Here is a 23,144-nt window from a genome sequence, read left to right as displayed (position 1 = left end):
AGCGCCAATTTATGGCGCGCACGGCGCACCCCACCGATTGCAGTCTCGTCGTTCGGATAAGCCTTGGCGTAATCCGGGGAGTCCCCCCATTCGGCCTATCAACGCTTACGCAGACACAGCATAAAGTAGGCACCGCCCACCAGCGAGGCGAGCAGGCCGGCGGGGAGCTGGATCGGGAACAGCAGATTGCGTCCCAGCCAGTCGGCCAGCACCATCACCGTCGCCCCAAGCAGCGCCGAGCCCAGCAGTTGCGGCAGGGCGCGGGTCAGACCAAGCAGGCGCGCCAGGTGTGGAGCGAGCAAGCCGATAAAGCTCAGCGGGCCGACGACCAGGGTCGCGCCGGCGGTCAGCAGCGCGGCGAGCAGCAGCAGGTAGAAACGGCTCTTGCCCAGGTGCACGCCCAGGGCCTTGGCGCTGCTGTCGCCCAAGGGCAGCAGCTCCAGCCAGCGTGCGCAGGGCAGGGCCGCCAACAGCAGCAGCGCGGCGCACAGCAGCACGCCGAAGGCCGTCTGTGCGGTGACGAAATAGGTCGAGCCGGACAACCAGCTCAGCAGGTTCTGCCCGCGCGGGTCGCCGCCGGCGAGGATGATCACCTGCAGCGCATCGAAAAACGCGCTGATGGCGATGCCGATCAGCAGCACCCGTTCCGCGGCGAAGCCACTGCGTCGGCTCATGCCCAGCAGCAACAGCAAGGTCAGCAGCGCGCCCAGGCCGCCGAGGGCGAGCTGCGCCGGCAGCCCGGAGTAGGGCAGCAGAAACAGCACGGCGATCAACCCGAGCGCGGCACCGGCGCTGATGCCCAGCACTTCCGGGCTGGCCATGGGGTTGCCGGTCAGGCGCTGGATCAGTGTGCCGGCGATGGCCAGCATCAAGCCGGCCGCCGCGGCAGCCGTCACCCGCGGCAAGCGCCAGTCGAGCAATTGCAGGTCGCTGAGCTGCCATTGCCAGCCTTCGAGCCCCTTGCCGATGGCCAGTGCCAGCAACAGGCTGGCGAGCAGCACAGCGCCCAGCTGCAGCAAGCGCAGCGTCGGGCGCGGGTAACGCAGGGGTGCCGCGGCGCTTTCGCCCTGGGGTTGGCCGCCGCTCAGTTGCAGCCGCGGCAGCAGCCAGAGCAGCAGCGGCGCGCCGAGCAGGGCGGTGGCGGCACCGGTGGGGATCAGCTCGGCCAGGCTGCCGGCCAGGTACTGGATGCTCAGGTCGGTCACGCACAGCAGCAGCGCCCCCAGGGTTGGTGCCCAGATCAGTCGGGCGCGCAGCGTGCGCGCACCGAGCAGTCTCACCAGGGCCGGTGCGGCCAGGCCGATAAAGCCGATCACCCCGACCACGCTGACCACGCAGGCGCTGAGGAATACCGCCAGGGTCAGGCTGGAAAAGCGCAGAAACTGTAGCGGCACGCCGAGGCTTTTCGCGCCATTGTCGTCGAGTTCGAGCAGGCCCAGGGGGCGCAGCAAGGGCAGCAGCAGAAGCAGGCCGAGGCCCAGGCGCGGCAGCAGGAAGTCCACGCCGTTCCAGCTGTTCTGGCTGAGTGAGCCCGAACCCCAGATAAATACCGCGTTCATGTCCTGCTGCTGGATCAGCATCAGGCTGGTGTTCAGTGCGCTCAGGTATAGGCTGACCACCAGGCCGGCGAGGATCAGGGTCAAGGGTGCCAGACCGCGCTTCCAGGCCAGGCTGAACACCAGCAGCGCCGCGGCTCCGCCACCGGCCATGGCCACCCACTCACGGCCGATCAGCAGCAGGCCGGGGGCCCACAGGGTGGCGACCACCAGGGCCAGTTGTGCGCCGCTGGCCACGCCCAGGGTGGTGGGCGAGGCCAGAGGGTTGCGCAGCACCTGCTGCATCACCGTACCGGCCAGGGCCAGGGTCGCGCCACACAATGCGGCCATGCACAGGCGCGGCAACCAGCTGTAATGCACCACCAATTGGCGGATATCGCCTTCGTCTGGCTGCCAGAGTGCCTGTAGCCAGGGGGTGCCGGGCAGGCGCAGGGTCAGGTCGTTGATGACCAGCGCCGCTACGCCGAGCAGGAGCAGGGCGCACAACCAGAAGGGGCTGGCATTGAAGCCCTGGCGTGGGCCGAGCGGCAGGCGGGCCACGGATTCAGTCATGACCATATTCCTCGCTCAGACGTTGTTCGAGCAGGCCGGCGAAGCGTTCGGCGGCCAGCAACCCATTGAAACTCCACACCGGCGGCAGGCCATACACGCGCTGCTCGCGCACCATGGGCAGGCGCTGCCACAGGGCGCTGGCGGCCAGGCCCTGGGCGGTGCCGGGCGGCAGGGGTTCGAGATAGATCAGCGCGGCCTGCGGTTGTTCAGCCAGACGCTCGATCCCCGCCTGGGTAAAGCCCCAGTAGTTGGTCGGACCCTGCCAGGCGTTGCGCAGGCCGACGCGATCCAGCACGCCCTGGTACAGGCTCTGTTTGCCGAACAGGCGCACATGCCGGGCGTCGAGAAAGGTGGCGATATAGAAAGCGGGCAACGGGTACAGGCTCAGGCGCTGGCGTACCTGCAGCAGCCTGGCGTCGATCCGCTCGATCAGCGCTTCGCCTTCGGCCTTGCGCTCAAGCAGGGCGGCCAGCTCGCGGGTGACCTGTTGCGCGCCGACATAGCCTTCCGCTTCGCGGGTATAGATGGCCAGGGACTGTACCGGGGCGATGCGTTCGAGCTGCGCGCGGCTGGCCGCGAACTGCGGCGTGATCAGGATCAGGTCGGGCTTGAGCTGGCTGAGCAATTCCAGATTGGGCTCGATTCGCAGGCCGAGGTCGACGACATCCTCCGGCAACGCGGGCGTGCCGACCCAGCGTCGATAGCCTTCGGTCTGCGCCACGGCGATGGGGGTGACGCCCAGGCCCAGCAGGGTTTCGGCGATGCCCCAGTCGATCACCGCGATGCGTTGCGGCGGCGCAGCCTGGGCAACGCAGCCGATCAGCAGCAGGCAGAGCGCAAGCCAGGCGCGCATCAGTTCACCACGGCGATGGGTTGGCCGGCATGCTGCAGCACATTCATGGGGATGCCGTAGATGGCTTCCAGGGTGCTGTCGGTCATCAGTTCCTGCGGCGTGCCCTGGGTCAGCAGGCGGCCGCTGTGCAGGGCGATCAGGCGGTCGCAATAACGGCTGGCCATATTGATGTCGTGCAGCACCACCACCACGCCCAGATCCAGGCGCTGACTGAGATCGCGCACCAGGGCCAGGACTTCCACCTGGTGGGCGATATCGAGGGCCGAGGTCGGTTCGTCGAGCAGCAGGTAGCGGCTGTCCTGGGCCAGCAGCATGGCCAGCCAGACGCGCTGCCGTTCGCCGCCGGACAGGCTGTCGACCAGGCGCTCGGCGAAGCGCTCGGTATCGGTCAGGCTCAGGGCCTGAGCCACTTTTTCATGATCCTTTTGGCTGAAGCGGCCGAGCAGACCGTGCCAGGGGTAACGACCGAAACCCACCAGCTCGCGCACCGTCAGGCTGGAAGCCGCCGGCAACTGCTGCGGCAGGTAGGCCACTTCCCGGGCAAAGGCGCGTTCCTGCCAGTCGGCGAGGGTTTTGCCGTCCAGGCTCAGGCTGCCATGGCTCGGTGCCTGCTGGCGGGCCAGCAGTTTCAGCAGGGTGGATTTGCCGGAACCGTTATGCCCGATCAGGCCAACCATCTGCCCGTGGGCGATGCTCAGGCTGAGCGGGTGCAACAGGGTTCGATCGGACAAGCTGAAGCTGACGCTTTGCAGGTCGAACATACAAGGCTCCAAAAACGCTCCTGCGGCGGCGGGCAGGAAAGCGCGAACCTTAATTCATAATGCTAATGCTTATCAATTGTTATGCTGTGCGAGCTGAAGGGCGGCTGCATACAGTTCCCTAGCCCGGATGCAATCCGGGAGCGATCTTATGGCAGCTACCGCTGCCCGGATTGCATCTGCTCGGCGCAACCGCTCCTATTCGCCGCGCACCTCGATACGCCGGCCACCACTGCGCTCTGCCTTGGGCAGTTCGATACGCAGCACGCCATTGCGGTAGCTGGCCGAGGCTTTGTCGGCCAGCACTGGCACTGTCAGCGGGATGCTGCGGTGGAAGCTGCCGAAGGCGCACTGGCGCACGCGGTACTGGCCGCTGCTGGACTCCTGCTCGGAGTGCTTCTCGCCGCGAACGATCAGCAGGTCGTTGCGTACTTCTATGTCCAAGTTGTGCTTGTCCAGGCCGGGCACTTCCAGGCGCACGACGAACTTGTCGTTGTCCTCGAATACATCGCCTGCCAGCAGCGCCCAGTCCGCCGAGGGGAAGTCGGCGGTTTGCGCGCGCTCTGCCGGCGTCTTGCCCTTGGACGATGGAGTGAAGCGGGTCAGAGTGCCGCTGGTGCGTTCGCGCAGGTGACGCCAGCCCTCGCTGAGCGAGTGCCAGGTTTCTTCCAGGCCTTGTTTCAGTTCACTGAGTTTTTCCATATCGATGACCTCCAGGTTGCGAGCGGCCGCGGCCGGCAAAATAGACGCGGCCGCTCTGGTGGTTCAGACAACCTTGACTTCGATCTTGCGCGGTTGCGCATGGGCGTGTTTGGGAATGCGCAGGTTGAGCACGCCATCGCGCAGCTGCGCGTCGATCCGCTCACTGTCCAGTTCGCTGCTCAGGCTGAAGGCCCGGCGGTAGCGCGACAGACGCACTTCGGCATAGGCCGCCTCCAGTTGCTCCGGGGCATCCTGGACGATCTCGCCCTCGATCAGCAGGGTGTCGTTGTCGATCCGCAGTTCGAGCTTGTCCTTGGGCACGCCGGGCAGATCGGCGATCAGCAGAATGCCATCCCTGTCTTCGAATACATCCACCAGCGGTAGCAGGGTCCGGGTCTCCTCGGGGCGTTCGCTACGGCTGACTGCCTGTTTGTCGTTCATGGCGATTCCTCCTTTGTCTGCAAGGGCTACTGGATGCTGATGCGTTTGGGTTGCGCCGCCTCGTGCCGCGCCACCTTGATATGCAGCACGCCGTTGCGGTAGCTGGCTTCGACCTTGTCCGGATTGGCGTCCTTGGACAGGTTCACGGTGCGCTTGAAATGGCCGGCGAAGCGCTCGTTGGCATAGACCGAGAGGGTGCCGTTGTCGCCCGGTTTGGCGCTCGCGCGTTCACCGCTAATCGACAGCAGGCCCTGGACGAGCTGGATATCCAGCTTTGCCGGATCCAGGCCGGGGGCGAAGGCATAGACCTCGATGCTGGTCGGCGTACTGCCGACATTGATGGCCGGGAAGGCACCGCTGGCCAGGGCACGGATGCTGCCGGGCCGGCCGAGATTGGCGAAGTCGTCCTGCAGCTCGCGCTGCAGCCGTTCGAACTCGGCGAGCAGGCCGCCAGGGATGTTAAGTAGGGACTCGTACATCGCAGACCTCCTGTGGTGAGTTGACCAGAGACGTGTTTGCGGGGTTCGAGGCTGAGGCTTCGCGCCCCGCTGGAAAAAAATATGTTGGCAGCCGGAAGCGGCTTCAAGGGTGGGTTTAGAACGTTGTCGAATAGCTTATGCCTGCAGGAAATAGGGCGCTGCGCGTAGATTCAATATCCATGTGCAAGCCTCAGCGGGCTTGGGAGCGGGCCATGCCCGCGATGCATTTTGTAGGCGCAGCCAATTGCGACCATGGGCCGCTCCCAGGCAGGCCCTGCCGAGCGCATGGCCGCCAGCGCCGCCCCGGATGGCCGCCAGCGCCGCCCCGGATGGCCGTCGGGCTACAGCGGGTGTGGAGGGTGGATGACGCTTTTTTCATCCACCAATGCAGTGGTGGATGGGTGAAGCGTCATCCACCCTGCGAGGCTAGAAGGGTGCGGGGCACTCGAAGCGCATACGCTCGCCGGTCTGCGGATGGCTCAGGCTGAGCATGCTGGCGTGCAGGCACAGGCGCGGATAGGCGGCCAGGGCCTGTTCGTGGGCATACAGACCGTCACCCAGCAGCGGGTGGCCGATGGACAGCATATGCACGCGCAACTGGTGCGAACGGCCGGTGATCGGCGTCAGTTCGATGCGGCAGTAATCACCACAGCGTTCCAGCACCTTCCAGTAGGTCAGGGCGTGTTTGCCCTGCTCATGGTCGACCACATGGCGCGGCTTGGTCGGCGGGTCGTAGCGCAGCGGCAGGTCGATGCTGCCGCTGTCCAGCTCGGGCTGTCCCCAGCACAGCGCGGTGTAGGCCTTCTCGGTTTCGCGGTCGTGGAACTGCCGCGACAGTTCGCGGTGGCTGTCGGCGTCGCGGGCCAGGACGATGATCCCCGAGGTTTCCCAGTCCAGGCGATGGACGATGCGCGCTTCCGGGTAGCCATTTTCCTGCAGGCGGGTCACCAGGCAGTCGCGGTTGTCCTCGGCGCGGCCGGGCACCGAGAGCAGCAGGGTGGGCTTGTTGATCACCAGCAGGGCGGCGTCCTGGTGGAGAATTTCTACTTGGCTTAGCGGCATGGGCTTCTTGGGTGCGCGTCGGTCTGCTGGTGTAGGAACGGGCTTGCCTGCGATGGCTTTGTCGTTGCTGGTTAAAAGCTTCGCGGACAAGGCTAGGTGCCCCCGCCGCTCCTACAGGTTCGGTGCAGGGCTGAAATAAAATGGCGGCCCTTAAGGCCGCCATCTGGTCTGGTTGCGCCTGCAGATACGGATTAACGATCCGGCAGGGTGATGTTGAGTTCCAGGATCGAGCAGCTGCCCTGGTTTTCCAGTGCAACCTGCACTTGATCCGAGTCGATATTCACGTACTTGCGGATCACTTCGACCAGTTCTTGCTGCAGGGCCGGCAGGTAGTCCGGCTGGCTGCGCTGGCCGCGCTCGTGGGCGACGATGATCTGCAGACGCTCTTTCGCGATGGACGCAGTGGTTTCCTTTTTGCGTTCACGAAAGAAGTCGAAAATATTCATTAGCGCGCTCCAAACAGGCGTTGCATGAGTCCTTTCTTCTGCACGTCGAGGAAGCGGTGGGCTACTTCCTTGCCGAGCAGGCGGTCGACTGCGTCACTATAGGCCTGGCCCGCGTCGCTCTGGTCGTCGAGGATGACCGGCACGCCCTGGTTCGAGGCCTTGAGTACGGCTTGCGACTCCGGAATCACGCCGAGCAGGCGGATGGCGAGGATTTCCTCGACGTCTTCCACACCGAGCATTTCACCCTTGGTGACGCGCTCCGGGTTGTAGCGGGTCAGCAGCAGGTGCTCCTTGATCGGCTCTTCGCCTTTCTCGGCGCGGCGCGATTTGCTGGCCAGCAGGCCGAGCATGCGGTCGGAGTCACGTACCGAGGAGACTTCCGGGTTGGTCACGACAATCGCCTCATCGGCGAAGTACATGGCCAGGTGCGCGCCCTTTTCGATACCGGCCGGCGAGTCGCAGACCACGTATTCGAAGGTTTCGCGCAGTTCGTTGATGATTTTCTCGACGCCGTCCTGGGTCAGGGCGTCCTTGTCACGGGTCTGGCTGGCGGCCAGCACGTAGAGGTTTTCCAGGCGCTTGTCCTTGATCAGTGCTTGCGAGAGGGTCGCTTCGCCGTTGACCACGTTGACGAAGTCGTACACCACACGGCGCTCGCAGCCCATGATCAGGTCGAGGTTGCGCAGGCCGACGTCGAAGTCGACGATAACCGTCTTGTGCCCGCGCAGGGCGAGGCCGGTACCGATGGCGGCGCTGGTGGTGGTTTTACCGACGCCACCCTTGCCGGATGTAACTACGAGGATCTTGGCCAAGGTGATTCACCCCAAAATATAGAGAAAACGCAGGTTCCGTGGCCCGTTTCAGGCTTCCGGTTGCCCTGTTTGAAAAGTGGCCGCAGTATCCGTTAAAGGCGGGTGATGTTCAACACGTCACCCGACAGGCTGACATGTACCGCCTCGCCCCACAGGGGGTCGCGGCGCAGGTCTTCGGCGACCTTGTACTGGCCGGCGATGGACAGCAGTTCCGCGCCCATCTGCTGGCAGAAGATGCGTGCCTTGGCGTTGCCCTTGATACCTGCGAGGGCGCGGCCGCGCATGGGCGCGTAAACATGGATGTTGCCATCGGCGAGAAGTTCCGCGCCGGCGCTGACCGGCGCCAGGACGATCAGGTCGCCGCCCTGGGCATATACCTGCTGGCCGCCGCGTACCGGGCTGGTGATGATCTTGCTCGGTCGCACTTCCGGTTCGGCGGGCTTTTCCGGCTTTGCCGGGGCCAGGTCGATGGGCCGTTCGCGGGCACCGGAAGGTGGCAGAACCGGCATGTCCAGTGCTTCGGCGGCCGCAATATCGGCTTCGCGGTTGGCGCGCACTGCCAGGGTGCGCAGGCCATGTTTGCGACATACGGCCATCAGGGCGGCGAGGTCGAGGTTGCCTTCGCCTTCCGGCAGCTTGTCCAGGGCCAGTACCAGCGGGGTGTTGCTGAAAAAGGCCGGGGCCTGGGCGACTTTTTCGCTCAGCTGTTGGTCGAGGCGCTCGAGGTCGTTGTACGCCAGTTCCATCACGGTGATGGCCAGCATGCTGCCCTTGAGTTGGAATACGGGGTCTTGCGCGAGGAGATCGGCTTGGCTCATGGTCTGCCTGATGCGGCCTTATAGCGGCTTTATAAAAGTAGCCCGGACTTATAGCGAGAACGCCGCTCGCTCGCAAGTTGAGGGGGAGGCAAACCGCCGCTCGGGCCAGCGGTCGGCAAACTCCTGATAGAATGCCGCGCTTTGTTGGGGCATTGGACCTGTTTATGGAACGTCCGGTTTTTCATGCTGCGTTTTTGCATCCGCGTTTCTGGCTGTTATGGCTGGGGCTGGGCCTGCTGTGGTTGATCGCCCAGCTGCCTTATAAGGTGCTGCTGGGGCTGGGGCGTGGCCTGGGGGCGCTGATGTACCGCCTGGCCAGCTCACGGCGCAAGATTGCTGCACGCAACCTGCAGCTGTGTTTTCCGCAGATGCCGGCGGCCGAGCGCAAGGCCCTGCTCAAGGAAAACTTCGCGTCCACCGGCATCACCTTCTTCGAGATGGCCATTGCCTGGTGGTGGCCGGCCGCTCGTCTGGCGCGCCTGGGCACCATCGAAGGGCTGGAGCATCTGCGCCAGGCCGAGGCCGATGGCCAGGGCGTGATCCTGATGGCGCTGCATTTCACCACCCTGGAGATGGGCGGCGGCCTGCTCGGCCTGCAACAGGATATGTATGGCATGTACCGGCCGCACAAGAACCCGCTGTTCGACTATATCCAGCGCCGTGGCCGCGAGCAGCGCCTGCTTGGGGTGATTGGCCGCGACGATGTGCGCGGCATGCTCAAGCTGCTGCGCGCAGGTGGGGTGGTCTGGTATGCCCCGGATCAGGATTACGGCGCGCAGCGCAGCGTGTTTGTGCCGCTGTTCGGCGTGCCGGCGGCCACCGTCACCGCCACCAGCAAGTTCGCCCGCATGGGCCGAGCCCGGGTGATTCCCTTTACCCAGCAGCGCCTGCCCGGCGGCCAGGGCTATCGCCTGACCATTCATCCGCCGCTGGCCGACTTCCCTGGCGAGAGCGAGGAGGCCGACTGCGTGCGGGTCAACCAGTGGATCGAGCAGGCGATCACCGCCTGCCCCGAGCAGTACCTGTGGGCGCACCGCCGCTTCAAGACCCGTCCGCCCGGCGAGAAGAAACTCTACAAGAAGCGGCCGGCCTGAGTTCGTACGCCTGAACCCGGTCCGCCGCGGGCGCGTCGGTCCTGTCCGGTCGCGTTTCTTCCACGCGGAGTCGCTCCTATACTGGCCATAAACCTTCGGAAAAGCCTATGTCGCAGTTCGCCCCTTCCAGCCAGCCGGTGACCGGGCTGATCCTTTCCGGTGGTGGCGCGCGTGCGGCTTATCAGGTGGGGGTGCTGGCGGCCATTGCCGATCTGCTGCCCGATGCGGCGCACAATCCCTTTCCGGTTATCGTCGGCACCTCGGCCGGGGCCATCAATGCGGTGGGCCTGGCCTGCGGGGCGCTGCATTTCACCGAGGCGGTGCGCCGCCTGACGGCTGTCTGGCAGGGTTTTCATACCCATCAGGTGTACCGCAGCGACTGGCCGGGGGTGCTGCACCAGGCCAGTCGTTTTATCGGCCATAGTCTGCTCGGGCTGGGGGGCGATATCCCGGTGGCGCTGCTCGACAGCTCGCCGCTGGCCGAACTGCTGCGCCGCGAACTGGATTTCACCGGAATCGCCGCCGCCGTGCGTCAGCGTCAGCTGCGCGCCGTGGCGGTGACTGCCTTCGGTTATGAAAGTGGTCAGGCGGTGACCTTCTACCAGGGCCGCGCCACCATCGATCCCTGGTTCCGCCACCGCCGGGTCGGCGTGCCAACCCGCCTGGGCCTGGAGCACCTGCTGGCCAGCGCCTCGATCCCGCTGATCTTTCCGCCGGTGAAGATCAACCGCGAATACTTCGGCGATGGGGCGGTACGTCAGCCGGCCCCGATCAGTCCCGCGCTGCACCTGGGGGCGACTCGGGTGCTGGTGGTGGGGGTCAGTGGCAATCCCGCAGAAAATGCCAGCCGCGACGTGCCGCGGCCGCAACATGTGCGCCCACCGAGCCTGGCGCAGATCGGGGGGCATATGCTCAACAGCACCTTTATCGACAGCCTGGAAAGCGATATCGAGCTGCTCGAACGCCTCAACCTGATGAGTCGGCTGATTCCCCCCGAGCTGCATCCCCGCGGCCTGGGCCTCAAGCCTGTAGACGTACTGGTGATTGCGCCGAGCCGGCCGCTGGACGTGATCGCCGCGCGCCATCGCCGCGAGCTGCCCAGGGTTCTGCGCCTGTTCCTGCGCGGGCCGGGGGCGACTCGGGCCAGTGGCGCGGGGGTGCTCAGCTACCTGCTGTTCGAGCCGGGCTACTGCAACGAGCTGATCGAGCTGGGCTATCAGGACGCCATGGCGCAGCAGGGTGAGTTGATCGAATTCCTTAGCCTGAGCAGCCCGCCGGTACCGACCGTGGTGCCGGTACCCGCCTGAAAAATAGCCGGGAGCCAATTTTTAACGTCGCGCAGCGATGGCCCGAAGGGTGGCTCCACGGATGGCAGGCCATAAAAAATGGCTGGGAGTCATTTTTAACGTCGCGCAGCGACGGCCGGAAGGGTGGCTCCACGGATGGCAGGCCATAAAAAATGGCCGGGAGCCAATTTTTAACGTCGCGCAGCGACGGCCCGAAGGGTGGCTCGACGGATGGCAGGCCATAAAAAATGGCCGGGAGTCATTTTTAACGTCGCGCAGCGACGGCCCGAAGGGTGGCCGCCATGGATGGCAGGCCATAAAAATCCTTTTCCGCACCCTGGATAAATCCGCGCCAAGCGGGCCGGCTGCATTTAAACTGCGCCTTCCCGACGCTTTCTGTCGCATATCTGAAAGCGCCGGTTTTCCTCGGGTTGGCGCTATAAGAAGTTGTCGCATGGCGGCAATGCCAAGCCCGGATCAATCCCTACAATCCTTCACATCGCCTGCTAGCCAATGCAGGTGTTCCTTGTCAGGAGAGCCCAGATGTCCGTTCAGCACGACCCGGTGCAACGCGCCGATTTCGACCAGGTGATGGTGCCCAACTATGCCCCCGCCGGCTTTATTCCGGTGCGCGGAGCCGGTTCGCGAGTCTGGGACCAGAGCGGTCGCGAGCTGATCGATTTCGCTGGCGGCATCGCGGTCAACGTCCTGGGTCACTGTCATCCGGCGCTGGTCGGGGCCCTGACCGAGCAGGCCAATCAGCTGTGGCACGTGTCCAACGTGTTTACCAACGAGCCGGCCCTGCGCCTGGCGCACAAGCTGGTCGACGCCACCTTTGCCGAGCGTGCGTTCTTCTGCAACTCGGGAGCGGAAGCCAACGAGGCGGCGTTCAAGCTGGCCCGGCGCGTGGCTTTCGATAAATACGGCGAGGACAAGTACGAGATCATCGCGGCGACCAACAGCTTCCACGGGCGCACCCTGTTTACCGTCAGCGTCGGCGGCCAGCCGAAGTATTCCGATGGTTTCGGGCCGAAGATTCAGGGCATCAGCCACATTCCCTATAACGATATCGAGGCGCTGCGGGCCGCGGTATCGGACAAGACCTGCGCCGTGGTGCTGGAGCCGATTCAGGGCGAAGGCGGCGTGCTGCCGGCGGACCTGGCCTACCTGCAGGCCGCCCGCGAGCTGTGCGACAAGCACAACGCCCTGCTGGTGTTCGACGAGGTGCAGAGCGGCATGGGCCGTAGTGGCTCGCTGTTCGCCTATATGCATTACGGCGTCACCCCGGACATCCTCTCCAGCGCCAAGAGCCTTGGCGGCGGTTTCCCGATTGGCGCGATGCTGACCACCAGTGAGCTGGCCAAGCACCTGGCCGTCGGCACCCACGGCACCACCTACGGCGGCAACCCGCTGGCCTGTGCGGTGGCCGAGGCGGTGATCGACACCATCAACACCCCTGAAGTGCTGGCGGGCGTGAAGGCCAAGCATCAGCGTTTCAAGACCAAGCTGGAGCAGATTGGCCAGCAGTACGGCGTGTTCAGCCAAGTACGCGGCCTCGGCCTGCTGATCGGCGCGGTGCTCAGCGATGCCTGGAAGGGCAAGGCCAAGGCGATTCTCGATGCCGCCGCCCTCGAAGGGTTGATGGTGCTGCAGGCCGGTCCGGACGTGGTGCGTTTCGCCCCGAGCCTGGTGGTGGACGATGCCGATATCGATGAAGGTCTGGCGCGACTCGAACGCGCCGTGGCCAAGCTGACTCAAGCCTGAGTCGCCGGCCTGGGATGACCCGCTGCGGGCCTGCCAGGCCGGACATGCTCGAGCCACGGAGGGCTTGAGTCGAATCCAGGGAAGACTCTCTCTGTGTGTGCTGCGGCCCTGTCCGCAGCGTTTTCCAGGTGGTGCGCAGGTGCCGCCTGGAGCTTTTTTCGAAAGGAGTGACACCATGCTGGTGATGCGCCCCGCGCAAATGGCCGACCTCGCTGAAGTGCAGCGTCTGGCCGCGGATAGCCCGGTTGGTGTGACTTCGCTGCCGGATGATGCCGACCGTCTGCGCGAAAAGATCGCGGCCTCGGAGGCCTCGTTTTCTGCCGAGGTCAGTTTCAATGGCGAAGAGAGCTACTTCTTCGTCCTCGAAGACAGCGAGAGCGGGCGGCTGGTCGGCTGTTCCGGCATCGTCGCCTCGGCCGGCTATTCCGAGCCGTTCTACAGTTTTCGCAACGAAACCTTCGTGCACAACTCCCGCGAGCTGAAGATTCACAACAAGATCCACGTGCTCTCGCTCTGCCACGACCTGACCGGCAACAGCCTGCTGACCAGCTTCTATGTCGACCGGTCGCTGGTGGACACCGCCTGGTCCGAGCTGAATTCGCGCGGTCGTCTGCTGTTTCTGGCCAATCACCCGGAGCGTTTCGCCGATGCCCTGGTGGTGGAAATCGTCGGGCACAGCGATGAGGCCGGCGACTCGCCGTTCTGGGATGCGGTGGGGCGCAACTTCTTCGACATGAACTACACCGAGGCCGAGCGCATCTGTGGTTTGAAGAGCCGCACCTTTCTCGCCGAGCTGATGCCGCATTACCCCATCTATGTGCCGCTGCTGCCGGACGATGCCCAGGAGGCCATGGGTCAGGTGCATCCGCGGGCGCAGATCAGCTTCGACATCCTGATGCGTGAGGGGTTCGAGACCGACCACTACATCGACATCTTCGATGGCGGCCCGACCTTGCATGCGCGCACCTCGGGCATCCGCTCCATCGCCCAGAGCCGTGTGGTGCCGGTGCGCATCGGTGAACCGGTGAAGGGCGGTCGACCCTACCTGGTCAGCAACGGCCAGTTGCAGGATTTTCGCGCCATAGTCGCGGACCTCGACTGGGTGCCGGGCAAGCCGGTGACCCTGAGTTTTGCAGCCGCCGAAGCCTTGGGCGTCGGCGAAGGCGTCAGCGTACGCCTGGTGGCGGTTTAAGGAGTGAGTGCATGATCGTTCGTCCCGTATGTAGCGCCGATCTTCCGGCCTTGCTCGACCTGGCACGCAGCACCGGTGCCGGCCTGACCACCCTGCCGGCCAACGAGGCGCGCCTGGCGCACCGGGTGGCCTGGGCGGAAAAAACCTTTCAGGGCCTAGCCGAACGTGCCGATGCCGACTACCTGTTCGTGCTCGAGAACGATGCCGGCGAAGTGGTCGGCATCTCTGCGGTGGCCGGGGCCGTGGGCCTGCGCGAGCCCTGGTACAACTACCGGGTCGGTCTGACCGTCAGCGCCTCCAAGGAGCTGAATATCCATCGGCAGATTCCCACCCTGTTTATGGCCAACGACCTGACCGGCAACTCCGAGCTGTGTTCGCTGTTCCTGCGTGCCGATCACCGCAGCGGGCTCAACGGCCGTTTGCTGTCCAAGGCGCGCCTGCTGTTTATCGCCGAGTTCCGCGAGCAGTTTGGCGACAAGGTGATCGCCGAGATGCGCGGCATGTCCGACGACAACGGCCGTTCGCCATTCTGGGAAAGTCTCGGCCGGCACTTCTTCAAGATGGAATTCAGCCAGGCCGACTACCTCACCGGCGTCGGCAACAAGGCCTTTATCGCCGAGCTGATGCCCAAGTTTCCGCTCTATACCTGCTTTCTCTCCGAGGATGCACGCAACATCATCGGCCGCGTCCATCCCGACACCGAGCCGGCCCTGGCCATGCTCAAGGGCGAGGGTTTCAGCTACCAGGGCTATGTCGATATCTTCGACGCCGGCCCGGCCATCGAGGCGGAAACCGCGAAGATCCGCGCCGTGCGCGATAGTCAGGCGCTGATCCTGGCCATTGGCACCCCCGGCGATGACGCCACCGCCTACCTGATCCACAACCGCAAGCGCGAAGGCTGCCGCATCACCGCCGCGCCGGCGCGTCTGGCCGCTGGAAGCCTGGTGGTCGATGCGCAGACCGCCAAGCGCCTGCGGCTGTCGGCAGGCGACCAGGTGCGCGCCGTGCCGCTGTCCGCCCGCGGCTGATTCTGAGCCTGGCGCGACCTCGACGCGCGCCTCGCCTGTAGTACCTGCCCGGTGCCTGACCGGGCCCACACCTTGCTGGGAGTGATAAAACAAGATGAGCACTCATTACATCGCCGGTGCCTGGCATGCAGGCCTGGGCGAACCGCTGCAATCGCTGAACCCGGTGAGCCAGGCGGTGATCTGGCACGGCCAGGCTGCCAGCGCCGCGCAGGTCGAGGCCGCCGTGCAGGCCGCCCGCGCCGCCTTCCCGGCCTGGGCCTCGCGTTCGCTGGATGAGCGCATCGCCGTGCTCGAACAGTTTGCCGCCCGCCTGAAAAGCCAGGGCGAGGCACTGGCCCACTGCATCGGCGAGGAAACCGGCAAGCCGCTGTGGGAAACCGCCACCGAAGTCGCCAGCATGGCGGCCAAGATCGCCATCTCCATCCAGAGCTACCGTGAGCGCACCGGCGAGAAGAGCGGCCCCCTGGCCGACGCCACCGCCGTGCTGCGGCACAAGCCCCATGGCGTGGTGGCGGTGTTCGGTCCCTACAACTTCCCCGGGCACCTGCCCAACGGCCATATCGTGCCGGCGCTGCTGGCGGGCAACTGTGTGGTGTTCAAGCCCAGCGAGCTGACCCCGAAAGTCGCCGAGCTGACCGTCAAGTGCTGGATCGACGCCGGTCTGCCGGAGGGTGTGCTCAACCTGGTGCAGGGCGCGCGGGAAACCGGCGTGGCCCTGGCCGCCAATCCAGGTATCGACGGCCTGTTCTTCACCGGCTCGAGCCGCACCGGCAACCTGCTGCATAACCAGTTCGCCGGTCGCCCGGAGAAGATCCTGGCCCTGGAGATGGGCGGCAACAACCCGCTGATCGTCGATCAGGTCGAGGATATCGACGCCGCGGTCTACACCATCGTCCAGTCGGCCTTTATCAGCGCCGGTCAGCGTTGCACCTGCGCCCGTCGCCTGCTGGTGCCTCAGGGCGCGTGGGGCGATGCCCTGCTGGCGCGCCTGGTGCAGGTGGCCGGGCAGATCCGCGTCGGTCGCTTCGATGAACAGCCCGCGCCCTTTATGGGCTCGGTGATTTCCCTGGCCGCGGCCCAGCAGCTGATCCAGGCCCAGGCCCAGCTGCTGGCCCAGGGAGCCAGCGCATTGCTGACGATGACCCAGCCAGAAGCCGATGCGGCCCTGCTTACCCCGGGCATTATCGACGTGAGCGCTATTGCCAATCGCCCCGACGAGGAATTCTTCGGTCCGCTGCTGCAGGTGATTCGCTACGCCGATTTCGCTGAGGCCATCGCCGAGGCCAACAACACCCAGTACGGCCTGGCCGCCGGCCTGCTGTCCGACTCCAGGGCGCGCTATGACGAGTTCTGGCTGCAAAGCCGCGCCGGCATCGTCAACTGGAACAAGCAACTGACCGGTGCCGCCAGCAGCGCGCCGTTCGGTGGCGTGGGGGCCTCCGGCAACCATCGCGCCAGTGCCTATTACGCGGCGGATTACTGCGCCTACCCGGTGGCCTCGCTGGAAGTCGAAAGCCTGAGCCTGCCTGCCACCCTGACTCCCGGAGTAAGCCTGTGAGCCACGCATCCAACGCGACTGCATTTGAAGTGAATTTCGATGGCCTGGTCGGGCCAACGCATAACTACGGCGGGCTGTCCTACGGCAACGTGGCCTCGCAGAGCAACAGCCAGGTGGCGTCCAATCCGAAAGAGGCGGCCAAGCAGGGCCTGGCCAAGATGAAGGCGCTGATGGACATGGGCTTCAAGCAGGGCGTACTGGCCCCGCAGGAGCGCCCCAATGTCGCCGTGCTGCGCAGCCTGGGCTTTACCGGTAGCGACGCCCAGGTGATCCAGAAAGCAGCGAAAGAGGCCATGCCGCTGCTGGTGGCCAGCTGTTCGGCCTCCAGCATGTGGACCGCCAACGCCTGCACCGTCAGCCCCAGCGCCGATACGGCTGATGGCCGCGTGCACTTCACCGCCGCCAACCTCAACTGCAAGTTCCACCGCTCCATCGAACACCCGACCACCAGCCGCGTGCTGAGGGCGATGTTCGCCAGCGAGCAGCACTTCGCCCACCACGCCGCGCTGCCGGCGGTGGCCCAGTTCGGCGACGAGGGGGCAGCCAACCACACGCGCTTCTGCAAGGGCTATGGCGATGCCGGCGTGGAGTTCTTCGTATTCGGTCGTAGCGCCTTCGACAGCCGCTTCCCGCAGCCGGCCCGCTACCCGGCGCGGCAGACCCTGGAGGCTTCGCAGGCGGTGGCCCGTCTGCACGGCCTGAGCGAGGAGGGCGTGGTCTACGCCCAGCAGACGCCGGACGTGATCGACCAGGGCGTATTCCATAACGACGTGATCGCCGTGGGTAACGGCGAGGTGCTGTTCTATCACCAGGACGCCTTCCTCGATACCGACAAGGTGCTGGCCGAACTGAGTGCCAAGCTCGCCCGTCGCGGCGGCAACTTCCAGGCCGTGTGCGTACCGCGCGAAGCGGTCACGGTGGAGGATGCGGTGCGCTCCTACCTGTTCAACAGCCAGCTGCTGAGCCGCGCCGATGGCGGCATGCTGCTGATCGTGCCGGAAGAGTGTCGCAACAACAGCAATGTGTGGAACTACCTGCAGCAACTCACTAGTGGCAGCGGGCCGATCCGCGAGGTCAAGGTCTTCGACCTCAAGCAGAGCATGCAGAACGGCGGCGGCCCGGCCTGCCTGCGCCTGCGCGTGGCGCTCAAGGAGCAGGAGCTGGCGGCGGTCAATCAGGGCGTGATCATGACCCCGACCCTGCACGACAGCCTGAACCTCTGGGTCGACAAGCATTACCGCGATCGCCTGAGCGAAAACGACCTGGCTGATCCACAATTGCTAAACGAATGCCGCACGGCCTTGGACGAACTGACCCAGATCCTTAAACTGGGCGCGGTTTATCCCTTCCAATTAGCTGAGTAGGGTGGATCACGCTTTATCGATCCACCGGTGGATGTGAAAACGCCATCCACCCTACGTCCAAACCTGTGGAGATTTTATGAGCGACGCCCTGCAACTGATCCTCGAAGACACCGACGGCACCCAGCTGGAAACCTCCTGCACGCGCTTTGCCGTGATCTGGCAGGGCCAGGAAATCTGGTTTCAGCAGGTTGGCAACAACCAGCTGATGATCGGTGTGGATGTGGAGGAGGGCGCTAGCGAATACGCCAACCTGCTGCTGCGCCCACTGGCCACCAACCTGGTCAGTCTGGAGCTGGAAATGGAAGCGGCCGAACTCACTGATGACGAGCACGTGCACGGTCCCGACTGCAACCACGACTGAGGTAACTCCTATGCTTGCCCTCGGCAAACTGCTTGAAATGACCCTGGCCGGCCATGAGCCGGCAGCGAAAATTCAGCTGACACCCGAGGGTACGCGCCTGCGCTGGCTGGCCGAGGGCGCATTGGAAGTGACGCCGCCGGTGGCCGGCGACAATGGCCAGGACCTGCTGCTCTCCGCCGGTATCCATGGCAATGAAACCGCCCCCATCGAGTTGCTCGACCGCCTGTTGCGCGCAATTGCCCGCAACGAGTTGAAGCCGCGGGCACGCATTCTCTTTCTGTTCGGCAACCCCGAGGCCATGCGCCGCGGCGAGCGTTATGTCGAACATGACATCAACCGCCTGTTCAACGGCCGCCACGATCAGTACACCGGCCCAGAGGCCCTGCGTGCCTGCGATCTGGAACATCTGGCCGCTACCTTTTTCAGCAAGCCAGAGCGCACCCGCCTGCATTACGACCTGCACACCGCCATTCGCGCGTCGAAGATCGAGCAGTTCGCCCTCTATCCCTATCAGGAAGGCCGGCCGCGCAGCCAGCGTGAATTGGCGCGCCTGAGTGCGGCGGGGATTGAAGCAGTGCTGCTGCACAACAAGAGCTCGATCACCTTCAGTGCCTACACCTATGCGCAGCTGGGGGCCGAGGCCTTCACCCTGGAACTGGGCAAGGCGCGTCCCTTCGGGCAGAACGAACTGGTCAACCTGGATCTACTGGAGCAGCACCTGCAGGCGCTGATCGAAGGGCGCGAGCCCGAGGCCGCCGGCGATTGCCTGGGCGATCTCAAGCTGTTCGCCGTGGCCCGCGAAGTGATCAAGCACAGCGACGCCTTCAAGCTGCACCTGCCGGCTGATATCGAAAATTTCAGCGAATTGCCGGTCGGCTACCTGCTCGCCGAGGACCTGGCCGACACCCGCTGGGTGGTGAATGAGGCCGGTGCACGGATCATCTTCCCCAACCCCAAGGTGAAGAACGGCTTGCGTGCCGGCATTCTGATCGTGCCGGCTGAGAATGTGCCGCTGGCTTGAGCCCGTAGGGTGGATGGCGCTTTATCCATCCACCAATTGATGCACGCCAGGTGGATGATAAAGGCGTCATCCACCCTACGTAGCTGTCCTGCGCTTTATCGCCTGATCTGTACCTTGTTCGCTTATCCGCGGCGCTTTAGCATCGGTCTTTTCGCAATGTGAAGGAAAACCCGCCATGGCCGTTATCGATCTGCGCAGCGACACCGTCACCCAGCCCACTGCGGGCATGCGCGAGGCCATGCTGACCGCCGAACTGGGTGATGACGTGTATGGCGAAGACCCCACGGTCAACCGCCTGGAGCAGCACCTGGCCTTTGAGCTGGGGTTTGCCAGCGCCTTGTTCGTGCCCACCGGCACCATGAGTAACCTGCTCGGGCTGATGGCCCATTGCGCGCGCGGCGACGAATATATTGTCGGCCAGCAGGCCCATACCTATAAATACGAAGGTGGCGGCGCGGCGGTGCTCGGTTCGATCCAGCCGCAACCGATCGAGGGCGAAGCCGATGGCTCGCTGGATTTGAATAAAGTCGAAGCGGCGATCAAACAGGACGACTTCCACTTCGCCCGCACCCGCCTGCTGGCGTTGGAAAACACCATGCAGGGCAAGGTGTTGCCGCTGGACTACCTGGCCGCCGCCCGTGCGCTGACCCTCAAGCATGGCCTGGCCCTGCATCTGGACGGCGCGCGCCTGTACAACGCTGCGGTCAAGCTGAATGTGCCGGCCCGGCAGATTACTCAGCATTTCGATTCGGTCTCGGTGTGCCTGTCCAAGGGCCTTGGCGCGCCGGTGGGCTCGGTGCTGTGCGGCGGCAGCGAGCTGATCGGCAAGGCGCGGCGGCTACGCAAGATGGTCGGCGGCGGTATGCGCCAGGCCGGCGTGCTGGCCGCCGCCGGGCTGTATGCCCTGGAGCATCAGGTGGCGCGCCTGGCCGACGACCACGCCAATGCCGAACGGCTGGCGGCTGGCTTGCACGAGCTGGGTTATCAGGTCGAGCCGGTGCAGACCAATATGGTCTATGTGCAGGTCGGCGAACGCGCCAGTGCCTTGAAAGCCTTCTGCGCCGAACGCGCAATCAAACTGACAGCCGCGCCGCGCATACGCATGGTTACCCATATGGATGTCAGTGCCGAGGATGTCGAGCAGGTGATTCAGGCGTTTGCCGCCTTCCGGCGCTAGGTGAGGCTCCTGCATGTTGTGGGCCAGGCTGCTTGAATAAACCGCGCTACAACGCCCGTGCGCTGCCATAGCTCCCGTCTATCAATAAAGGCACTAGCCCCCGAGCCCAGGCCCGATATAATGCGGCCCTTTGCCGGCTTTGCCGTGGCCGCCTGTTTCCGTGGATGATCCTATGAAAAGCGCAGAAATCCGTGAAGCTTTCCTCAGCTTCTTCGAAGAGAAGGGGCACACCCGTGTCGCTTCCAGCTCCCTGATTCCGGGCAATGACCCGACGCTGCTGTTCACCAACGCCGGGATGAACCAGTTCAAGGACTGCTTCCTCGGCCTGGAAAAGCGCGCCTACACCCGTGCCGCCACCAGCCAGAAATGCGTGCGCGCCGGCGGCAAGCACAACGACCTGGAAAACGTCGGCTACACCGCACGTCACCACACCTTCTTCGAAATGCTGGGTAACTTCAGCTTCGGCGACTATTTCAAGCGCGATGCCATCCACTTCGCCTGGGAGTTTCTTACCGGCGACAACTGGCTGAAGCTGCCCAAGGAAAAGCTCTGGGTTACCGTCTACGCGACGGATGACGAAGCCTACGACATCTGGACCAAGGAAGTCGGTGTGCCGGCCGAGCGGATGATCCGTATTGGCGACAACAAGGGCGCGCCTTACGCCTCCGACAACTTCTGGACCATGGGCGACACAGGCCCGTGCGGCCCCTGCACCGAGATCTTCTTCGATCACGGCGAGCATATCTGGGGTGGTCCGCCCGGCTCGCCAGAAGAAGACGGCGACCGCTATATCGAAATCTGGAACAACGTCTTTATGCAGTTCAATCGGACTGCCGATGGCGTGCTGCACCCGCTGCCGGCACCGAGCGTGGACACAGGTATGGGCCTGGAGCGCATCAGTGCGGTGTTGCAGCACGTCAATTCGAACTATGAGATCGATCTGTTCCAGAGCCTGCTGGACGCCGCGGCCAAGGCCATCGGCTGCGCCAACGAGGCTCAGGCTTCGCTGAAAGTGGTGGCTGACCATATCCGCTCCTGCGGCTTCCTGATCGCCGACGGCGTAACCCCGTCCAATGAAGGCCGTGGCTACGTGCTGCGCCGCATCATCCGCCGCGCCTGCCGTCACGGTAACAAGCTGGGGGCCAAGGGCAGCTTCTTTTATAAGATCGTTGCCGCCCTGGTCGCCGAGATGGGCGAAGCCTTCCCCGAGCTGAAGCAGCAGCAGGCGCATATCGAGCGCGTGCTGAAAACCGAAGAAGAGCAGTTCGCCAAGACCCTCGAGCAGGGTCTGAAGATCCTCGAACAGGATCTGGCCGAGCTTAAAGGCACGGTGATTCCGGGCGACGTGATCTTCAAGTTGTACGACACCTTCGGCTTCCCTATGGACCTCACCGGCGATATCGCCCGTGAGCGCGAGCTGACCCTGGATGAAGAAGGCTTCGAGCGCGAAATGCAGGCCCAGCGCGAGCGCGCCCGTTCCGCCAGTGCCTTCGGCATGGATTACAACGCCCTGGTCAAGGTCGACAGCGACACCGCGTTCCTCGGTTACCAGGGCACCAGCGGCAGCGGCAAGATCATCGCGCTGTTCGCCGCTGGCCAGGCCGTGGACAGCCTGAAAGAAGGCGAGGAGGGCGTTGTGGTTCTCGACCAGACGCCGTTCTACGCCGAATCCGGCGGCCAGGTCGGCGACTGCGGTTTCCTTGAAGGGGCAGGCGTGCGTTTCGATGTGCGCGACACCACCAAGGCTGGCGGTGCCTTCCTGCATCACGGGGTTGTGGCCAAGGGCGGCTTGAGCGTTGGGGCTTCGGTCAAGGCCGAGGTCGACGCCGGTGTGCGTCAGGCCACTGCGCTGAACCATTCGGCCACCCATTTGCTGCACGCCGCGCTGCGCCAGGTAGTGGGTGAGCACGTGACCCAGAAGGGCTCGCTGGTCGACAGCCAGCGTCTGCGCTTCGACTTCAGCCACTTCGAAGCCATCACCCCGGCGCAGCTGAAAGAGCTGGAGACCATCGTCAACCGCGAAGTGCGCGCCAACACTGAAGTTGAAACGCTGGAAACCGATATCGAAACCGCCAAGGCCAAGGGTGCCATGGCGCTGTTCGGTGAGAAGTACGGCGATCAGGTACGCGTACTGAGCATGGGCGGCGACTTCTCCGTCGAGCTGTGCGGCGGCACCCACGTCAAGCGTACCGGCGATATCGGTCTGTTCAAGATCACCAGCGAAGGTGGTGTGGCCGCTGGCGTGCGCCGTATCGAAGCGGTTACCGGTGCTGCGGCTTTCGCCTACCTGAATGGTGCGGAAGAGCAGTTGAAAGAAGCTGCTGCGCTGGTCAAGGGCAGTCGCGACAACCTGCTGGACAAGCTTGCCGGGGTGCTGGAGCGCAACCGTCAGCTGGAAAAGGAGCTGGAGCAGCTCAAGGCCAAGGCCGCCAGCGCGGCAGGCAATGACCTGGCCGGCTCGGCCGTCGAGGTCAAAGGCATCAAGGTGCTCAGTGCGCGTCTCGACGGCCTGGACGGCAAGGCGCTGCTGGCCATGGTCGATCAGTTGAAGAACAAGCTCGGCAGCGCGGTGATCCTGCTCGGCGGTGTGCAGGACGACAAGGTCGTGCTGGTGGCCGGCGTGACTCAGGATCTGACCGCCAAGCTGAAAGCCGGCGAGCTGATGAAGCAGGCGGCTGCGGCGGTCGGCGGCAAGGGCGGCGGTCGTCCGGATATGGCTCAGGGCGGCGGCACCGATGCCGGCGCGCTGGACGGTGCTTTGGCGCTGGCCACGAGCTTCGTCGAACAGGGGCTGTAAGCATCGCGACTGGCCGAGGGGCG

General features: G+C 64.6%; 21 protein-coding genes. 11 read left to right on the top strand and 10 right to left on the bottom strand.

What is annotated here, in order from left to right:
- Positions 1-98: 98 nt before the first annotated feature.
- The 10 genes from fhuB to minC all read right to left on the bottom strand — a co-directional run bounded on the left by fhuB (position 99) and on the right by minC (position 8,479).
- Positions 99-2,108, bottom strand: coding sequence for a Fe(3+)-hydroxamate ABC transporter permease FhuB (fhuB, locus tag WMW70_RS07820; RefSeq protein WP_341436940.1), 2,010 nt, complete (start codon positions 2,106-2,108; stop codon positions 99-101).
- Positions 2,101-2,961: an ABC transporter substrate-binding protein gene (locus WMW70_RS07815; protein WP_341436939.1), complete on the bottom strand. Its 861-nt coding sequence runs from the start codon at positions 2,959-2,961 to the stop codon at positions 2,101-2,103. Before WMW70_RS07815 ends, fhuB begins: the two co-directional genes overlap by 8 nt.
- Positions 2,961-3,722: an ATP-binding cassette domain-containing protein gene (locus WMW70_RS07810; protein ID WP_341436938.1), complete on the bottom strand. Its 762-nt coding sequence runs from the start codon at positions 3,720-3,722 to the stop codon at positions 2,961-2,963. Before WMW70_RS07810 ends, WMW70_RS07815 begins: the two co-directional genes overlap by 1 nt.
- Before the next feature lie 195 nt (positions 3,723-3,917).
- Positions 3,918-4,421: an Hsp20/alpha crystallin family protein gene (locus WMW70_RS07805; protein WP_341436937.1), complete on the bottom strand. Its 504-nt coding sequence runs from the start codon at positions 4,419-4,421 to the stop codon at positions 3,918-3,920.
- A 63-nt stretch (positions 4,422-4,484) separates the two neighbouring features.
- On the bottom strand, positions 4,485-4,862 hold the full coding sequence (locus tag WMW70_RS07800; protein WP_341436936.1) for an Hsp20/alpha crystallin family protein: 378 nt from the start codon (positions 4,860-4,862) through the stop codon (positions 4,485-4,487).
- 26 nt (positions 4,863-4,888) lie between these two features.
- The gene (locus WMW70_RS07795) at positions 4,889-5,341 is read right to left on the bottom strand and encodes an Hsp20/alpha crystallin family protein (protein WP_341436935.1); all 453 of its coding nucleotides are present in this window, start codon (positions 5,339-5,341) and stop codon (positions 4,889-4,891) included.
- A 426-nt stretch (positions 5,342-5,767) separates the two neighbouring features.
- Entirely contained in the window at positions 5,768-6,457 is a 690-nt protein-coding gene (locus WMW70_RS07790; protein WP_341437050.1) for an RluA family pseudouridine synthase, read from the bottom strand.
- 137 nt (positions 6,458-6,594) lie between these two features.
- The gene (gene minE, locus WMW70_RS07785; protein ID WP_025165363.1) at positions 6,595-6,849 is read right to left on the bottom strand and encodes a cell division topological specificity factor MinE; all 255 of its coding nucleotides are present in this window, start codon (positions 6,847-6,849) and stop codon (positions 6,595-6,597) included.
- Positions 6,849-7,661, bottom strand: a complete 813-nt coding sequence (gene minD / locus WMW70_RS07780) for a septum site-determining protein MinD (RefSeq protein ID WP_341436934.1) — start codon at positions 7,659-7,661, stop codon at positions 6,849-6,851. Before minD ends, minE begins: the two co-directional genes overlap by 1 nt.
- Before the next feature lie 92 nt (positions 7,662-7,753).
- Positions 7,754-8,479: a septum site-determining protein MinC gene (minC, locus tag WMW70_RS07775; protein ID WP_341436933.1), complete on the bottom strand. Its 726-nt coding sequence runs from the start codon at positions 8,477-8,479 to the stop codon at positions 7,754-7,756.
- 164 nt (positions 8,480-8,643) lie between these two features.
- Here minC and WMW70_RS07770 point away from each other — a divergent pair, with 164 nt between their 5' ends.
- The 11 genes from WMW70_RS07770 (at position 8,644) to alaS (ending at position 23,121) form a co-directional block, all read left to right on the top strand.
- The gene (locus tag WMW70_RS07770; RefSeq protein WP_341436932.1) at positions 8,644-9,573 is read left to right on the top strand and encodes a lipid A biosynthesis lauroyl acyltransferase; all 930 of its coding nucleotides are present in this window, start codon (positions 8,644-8,646) and stop codon (positions 9,571-9,573) included.
- Positions 9,574-9,680: 107 nt separating this feature from the next.
- The gene (locus WMW70_RS07765; protein WP_341436931.1) at positions 9,681-10,880 is read left to right on the top strand and encodes a patatin-like phospholipase family protein; all 1,200 of its coding nucleotides are present in this window, start codon (positions 9,681-9,683) and stop codon (positions 10,878-10,880) included.
- A gap of 522 nt (positions 10,881-11,402) precedes the next feature.
- The gene (locus WMW70_RS07760) at positions 11,403-12,623 is read left to right on the top strand and encodes an aspartate aminotransferase family protein (RefSeq protein ID WP_341436930.1); all 1,221 of its coding nucleotides are present in this window, start codon (positions 11,403-11,405) and stop codon (positions 12,621-12,623) included.
- Positions 12,624-12,798: 175 nt separating this feature from the next.
- Positions 12,799-13,815 (top strand): arginine/ornithine succinyltransferase subunit alpha, encoded by a 1,017-nt coding sequence (aruF, locus tag WMW70_RS07755; protein ID WP_341436929.1) that lies wholly within the window; start codon positions 12,799-12,801, stop codon positions 13,813-13,815.
- An 11-nt stretch (positions 13,816-13,826) separates the two neighbouring features.
- The gene (astA, locus tag WMW70_RS07750; RefSeq protein ID WP_341436928.1) at positions 13,827-14,843 is read left to right on the top strand and encodes an arginine N-succinyltransferase; all 1,017 of its coding nucleotides are present in this window, start codon (positions 13,827-13,829) and stop codon (positions 14,841-14,843) included.
- A gap of 94 nt (positions 14,844-14,937) precedes the next feature.
- Complete coding sequence (gene astD, locus WMW70_RS07745) at positions 14,938-16,401, top strand: succinylglutamate-semialdehyde dehydrogenase (protein ID WP_341436927.1); 1,464 nt, start codon at positions 14,938-14,940, stop codon at positions 16,399-16,401.
- The gene (gene astB / locus WMW70_RS07740) at positions 16,398-17,765 is read left to right on the top strand and encodes an N-succinylarginine dihydrolase (protein ID WP_341436926.1); all 1,368 of its coding nucleotides are present in this window, start codon (positions 16,398-16,400) and stop codon (positions 17,763-17,765) included. Before astD ends, astB begins: the two co-directional genes overlap by 4 nt.
- Before the next feature lie 76 nt (positions 17,766-17,841).
- On the top strand, positions 17,842-18,126 hold the full coding sequence (locus WMW70_RS07735) for a topoisomerase II (protein WP_341436925.1): 285 nt from the start codon (positions 17,842-17,844) through the stop codon (positions 18,124-18,126).
- A 10-nt stretch (positions 18,127-18,136) separates the two neighbouring features.
- Complete coding sequence (gene astE / locus WMW70_RS07730; RefSeq protein WP_341436924.1) at positions 18,137-19,147, top strand: succinylglutamate desuccinylase; 1,011 nt, start codon at positions 18,137-18,139, stop codon at positions 19,145-19,147.
- Positions 19,148-19,322: 175 nt separating this feature from the next.
- Complete coding sequence (gene ltaE, locus WMW70_RS07725) at positions 19,323-20,324, top strand: low-specificity L-threonine aldolase (protein ID WP_341436923.1); 1,002 nt, start codon at positions 19,323-19,325, stop codon at positions 20,322-20,324.
- Between the two features lie 172 nt (positions 20,325-20,496).
- Positions 20,497-23,121 carry an alanine--tRNA ligase gene (gene alaS / locus WMW70_RS07720; protein WP_341436922.1) on the top strand — a complete coding sequence of 875 codons (2,625 nt, stop codon included), beginning with the start codon at positions 20,497-20,499 and terminating at the stop codon, positions 23,119-23,121.
- The last annotated feature ends 23 nt before the right edge of the window (positions 23,122-23,144 follow it).

Origin of the sequence: Pseudomonas sp. XK-1 (assembly GCF_038069885.1) — a bacterium.
In the GTDB taxonomy this organism is placed as follows: domain Bacteria; phylum Pseudomonadota; class Gammaproteobacteria; order Pseudomonadales; family Pseudomonadaceae; genus Aquipseudomonas.
This window is presented reverse-complemented; position numbering and strand designations above follow the sequence as displayed.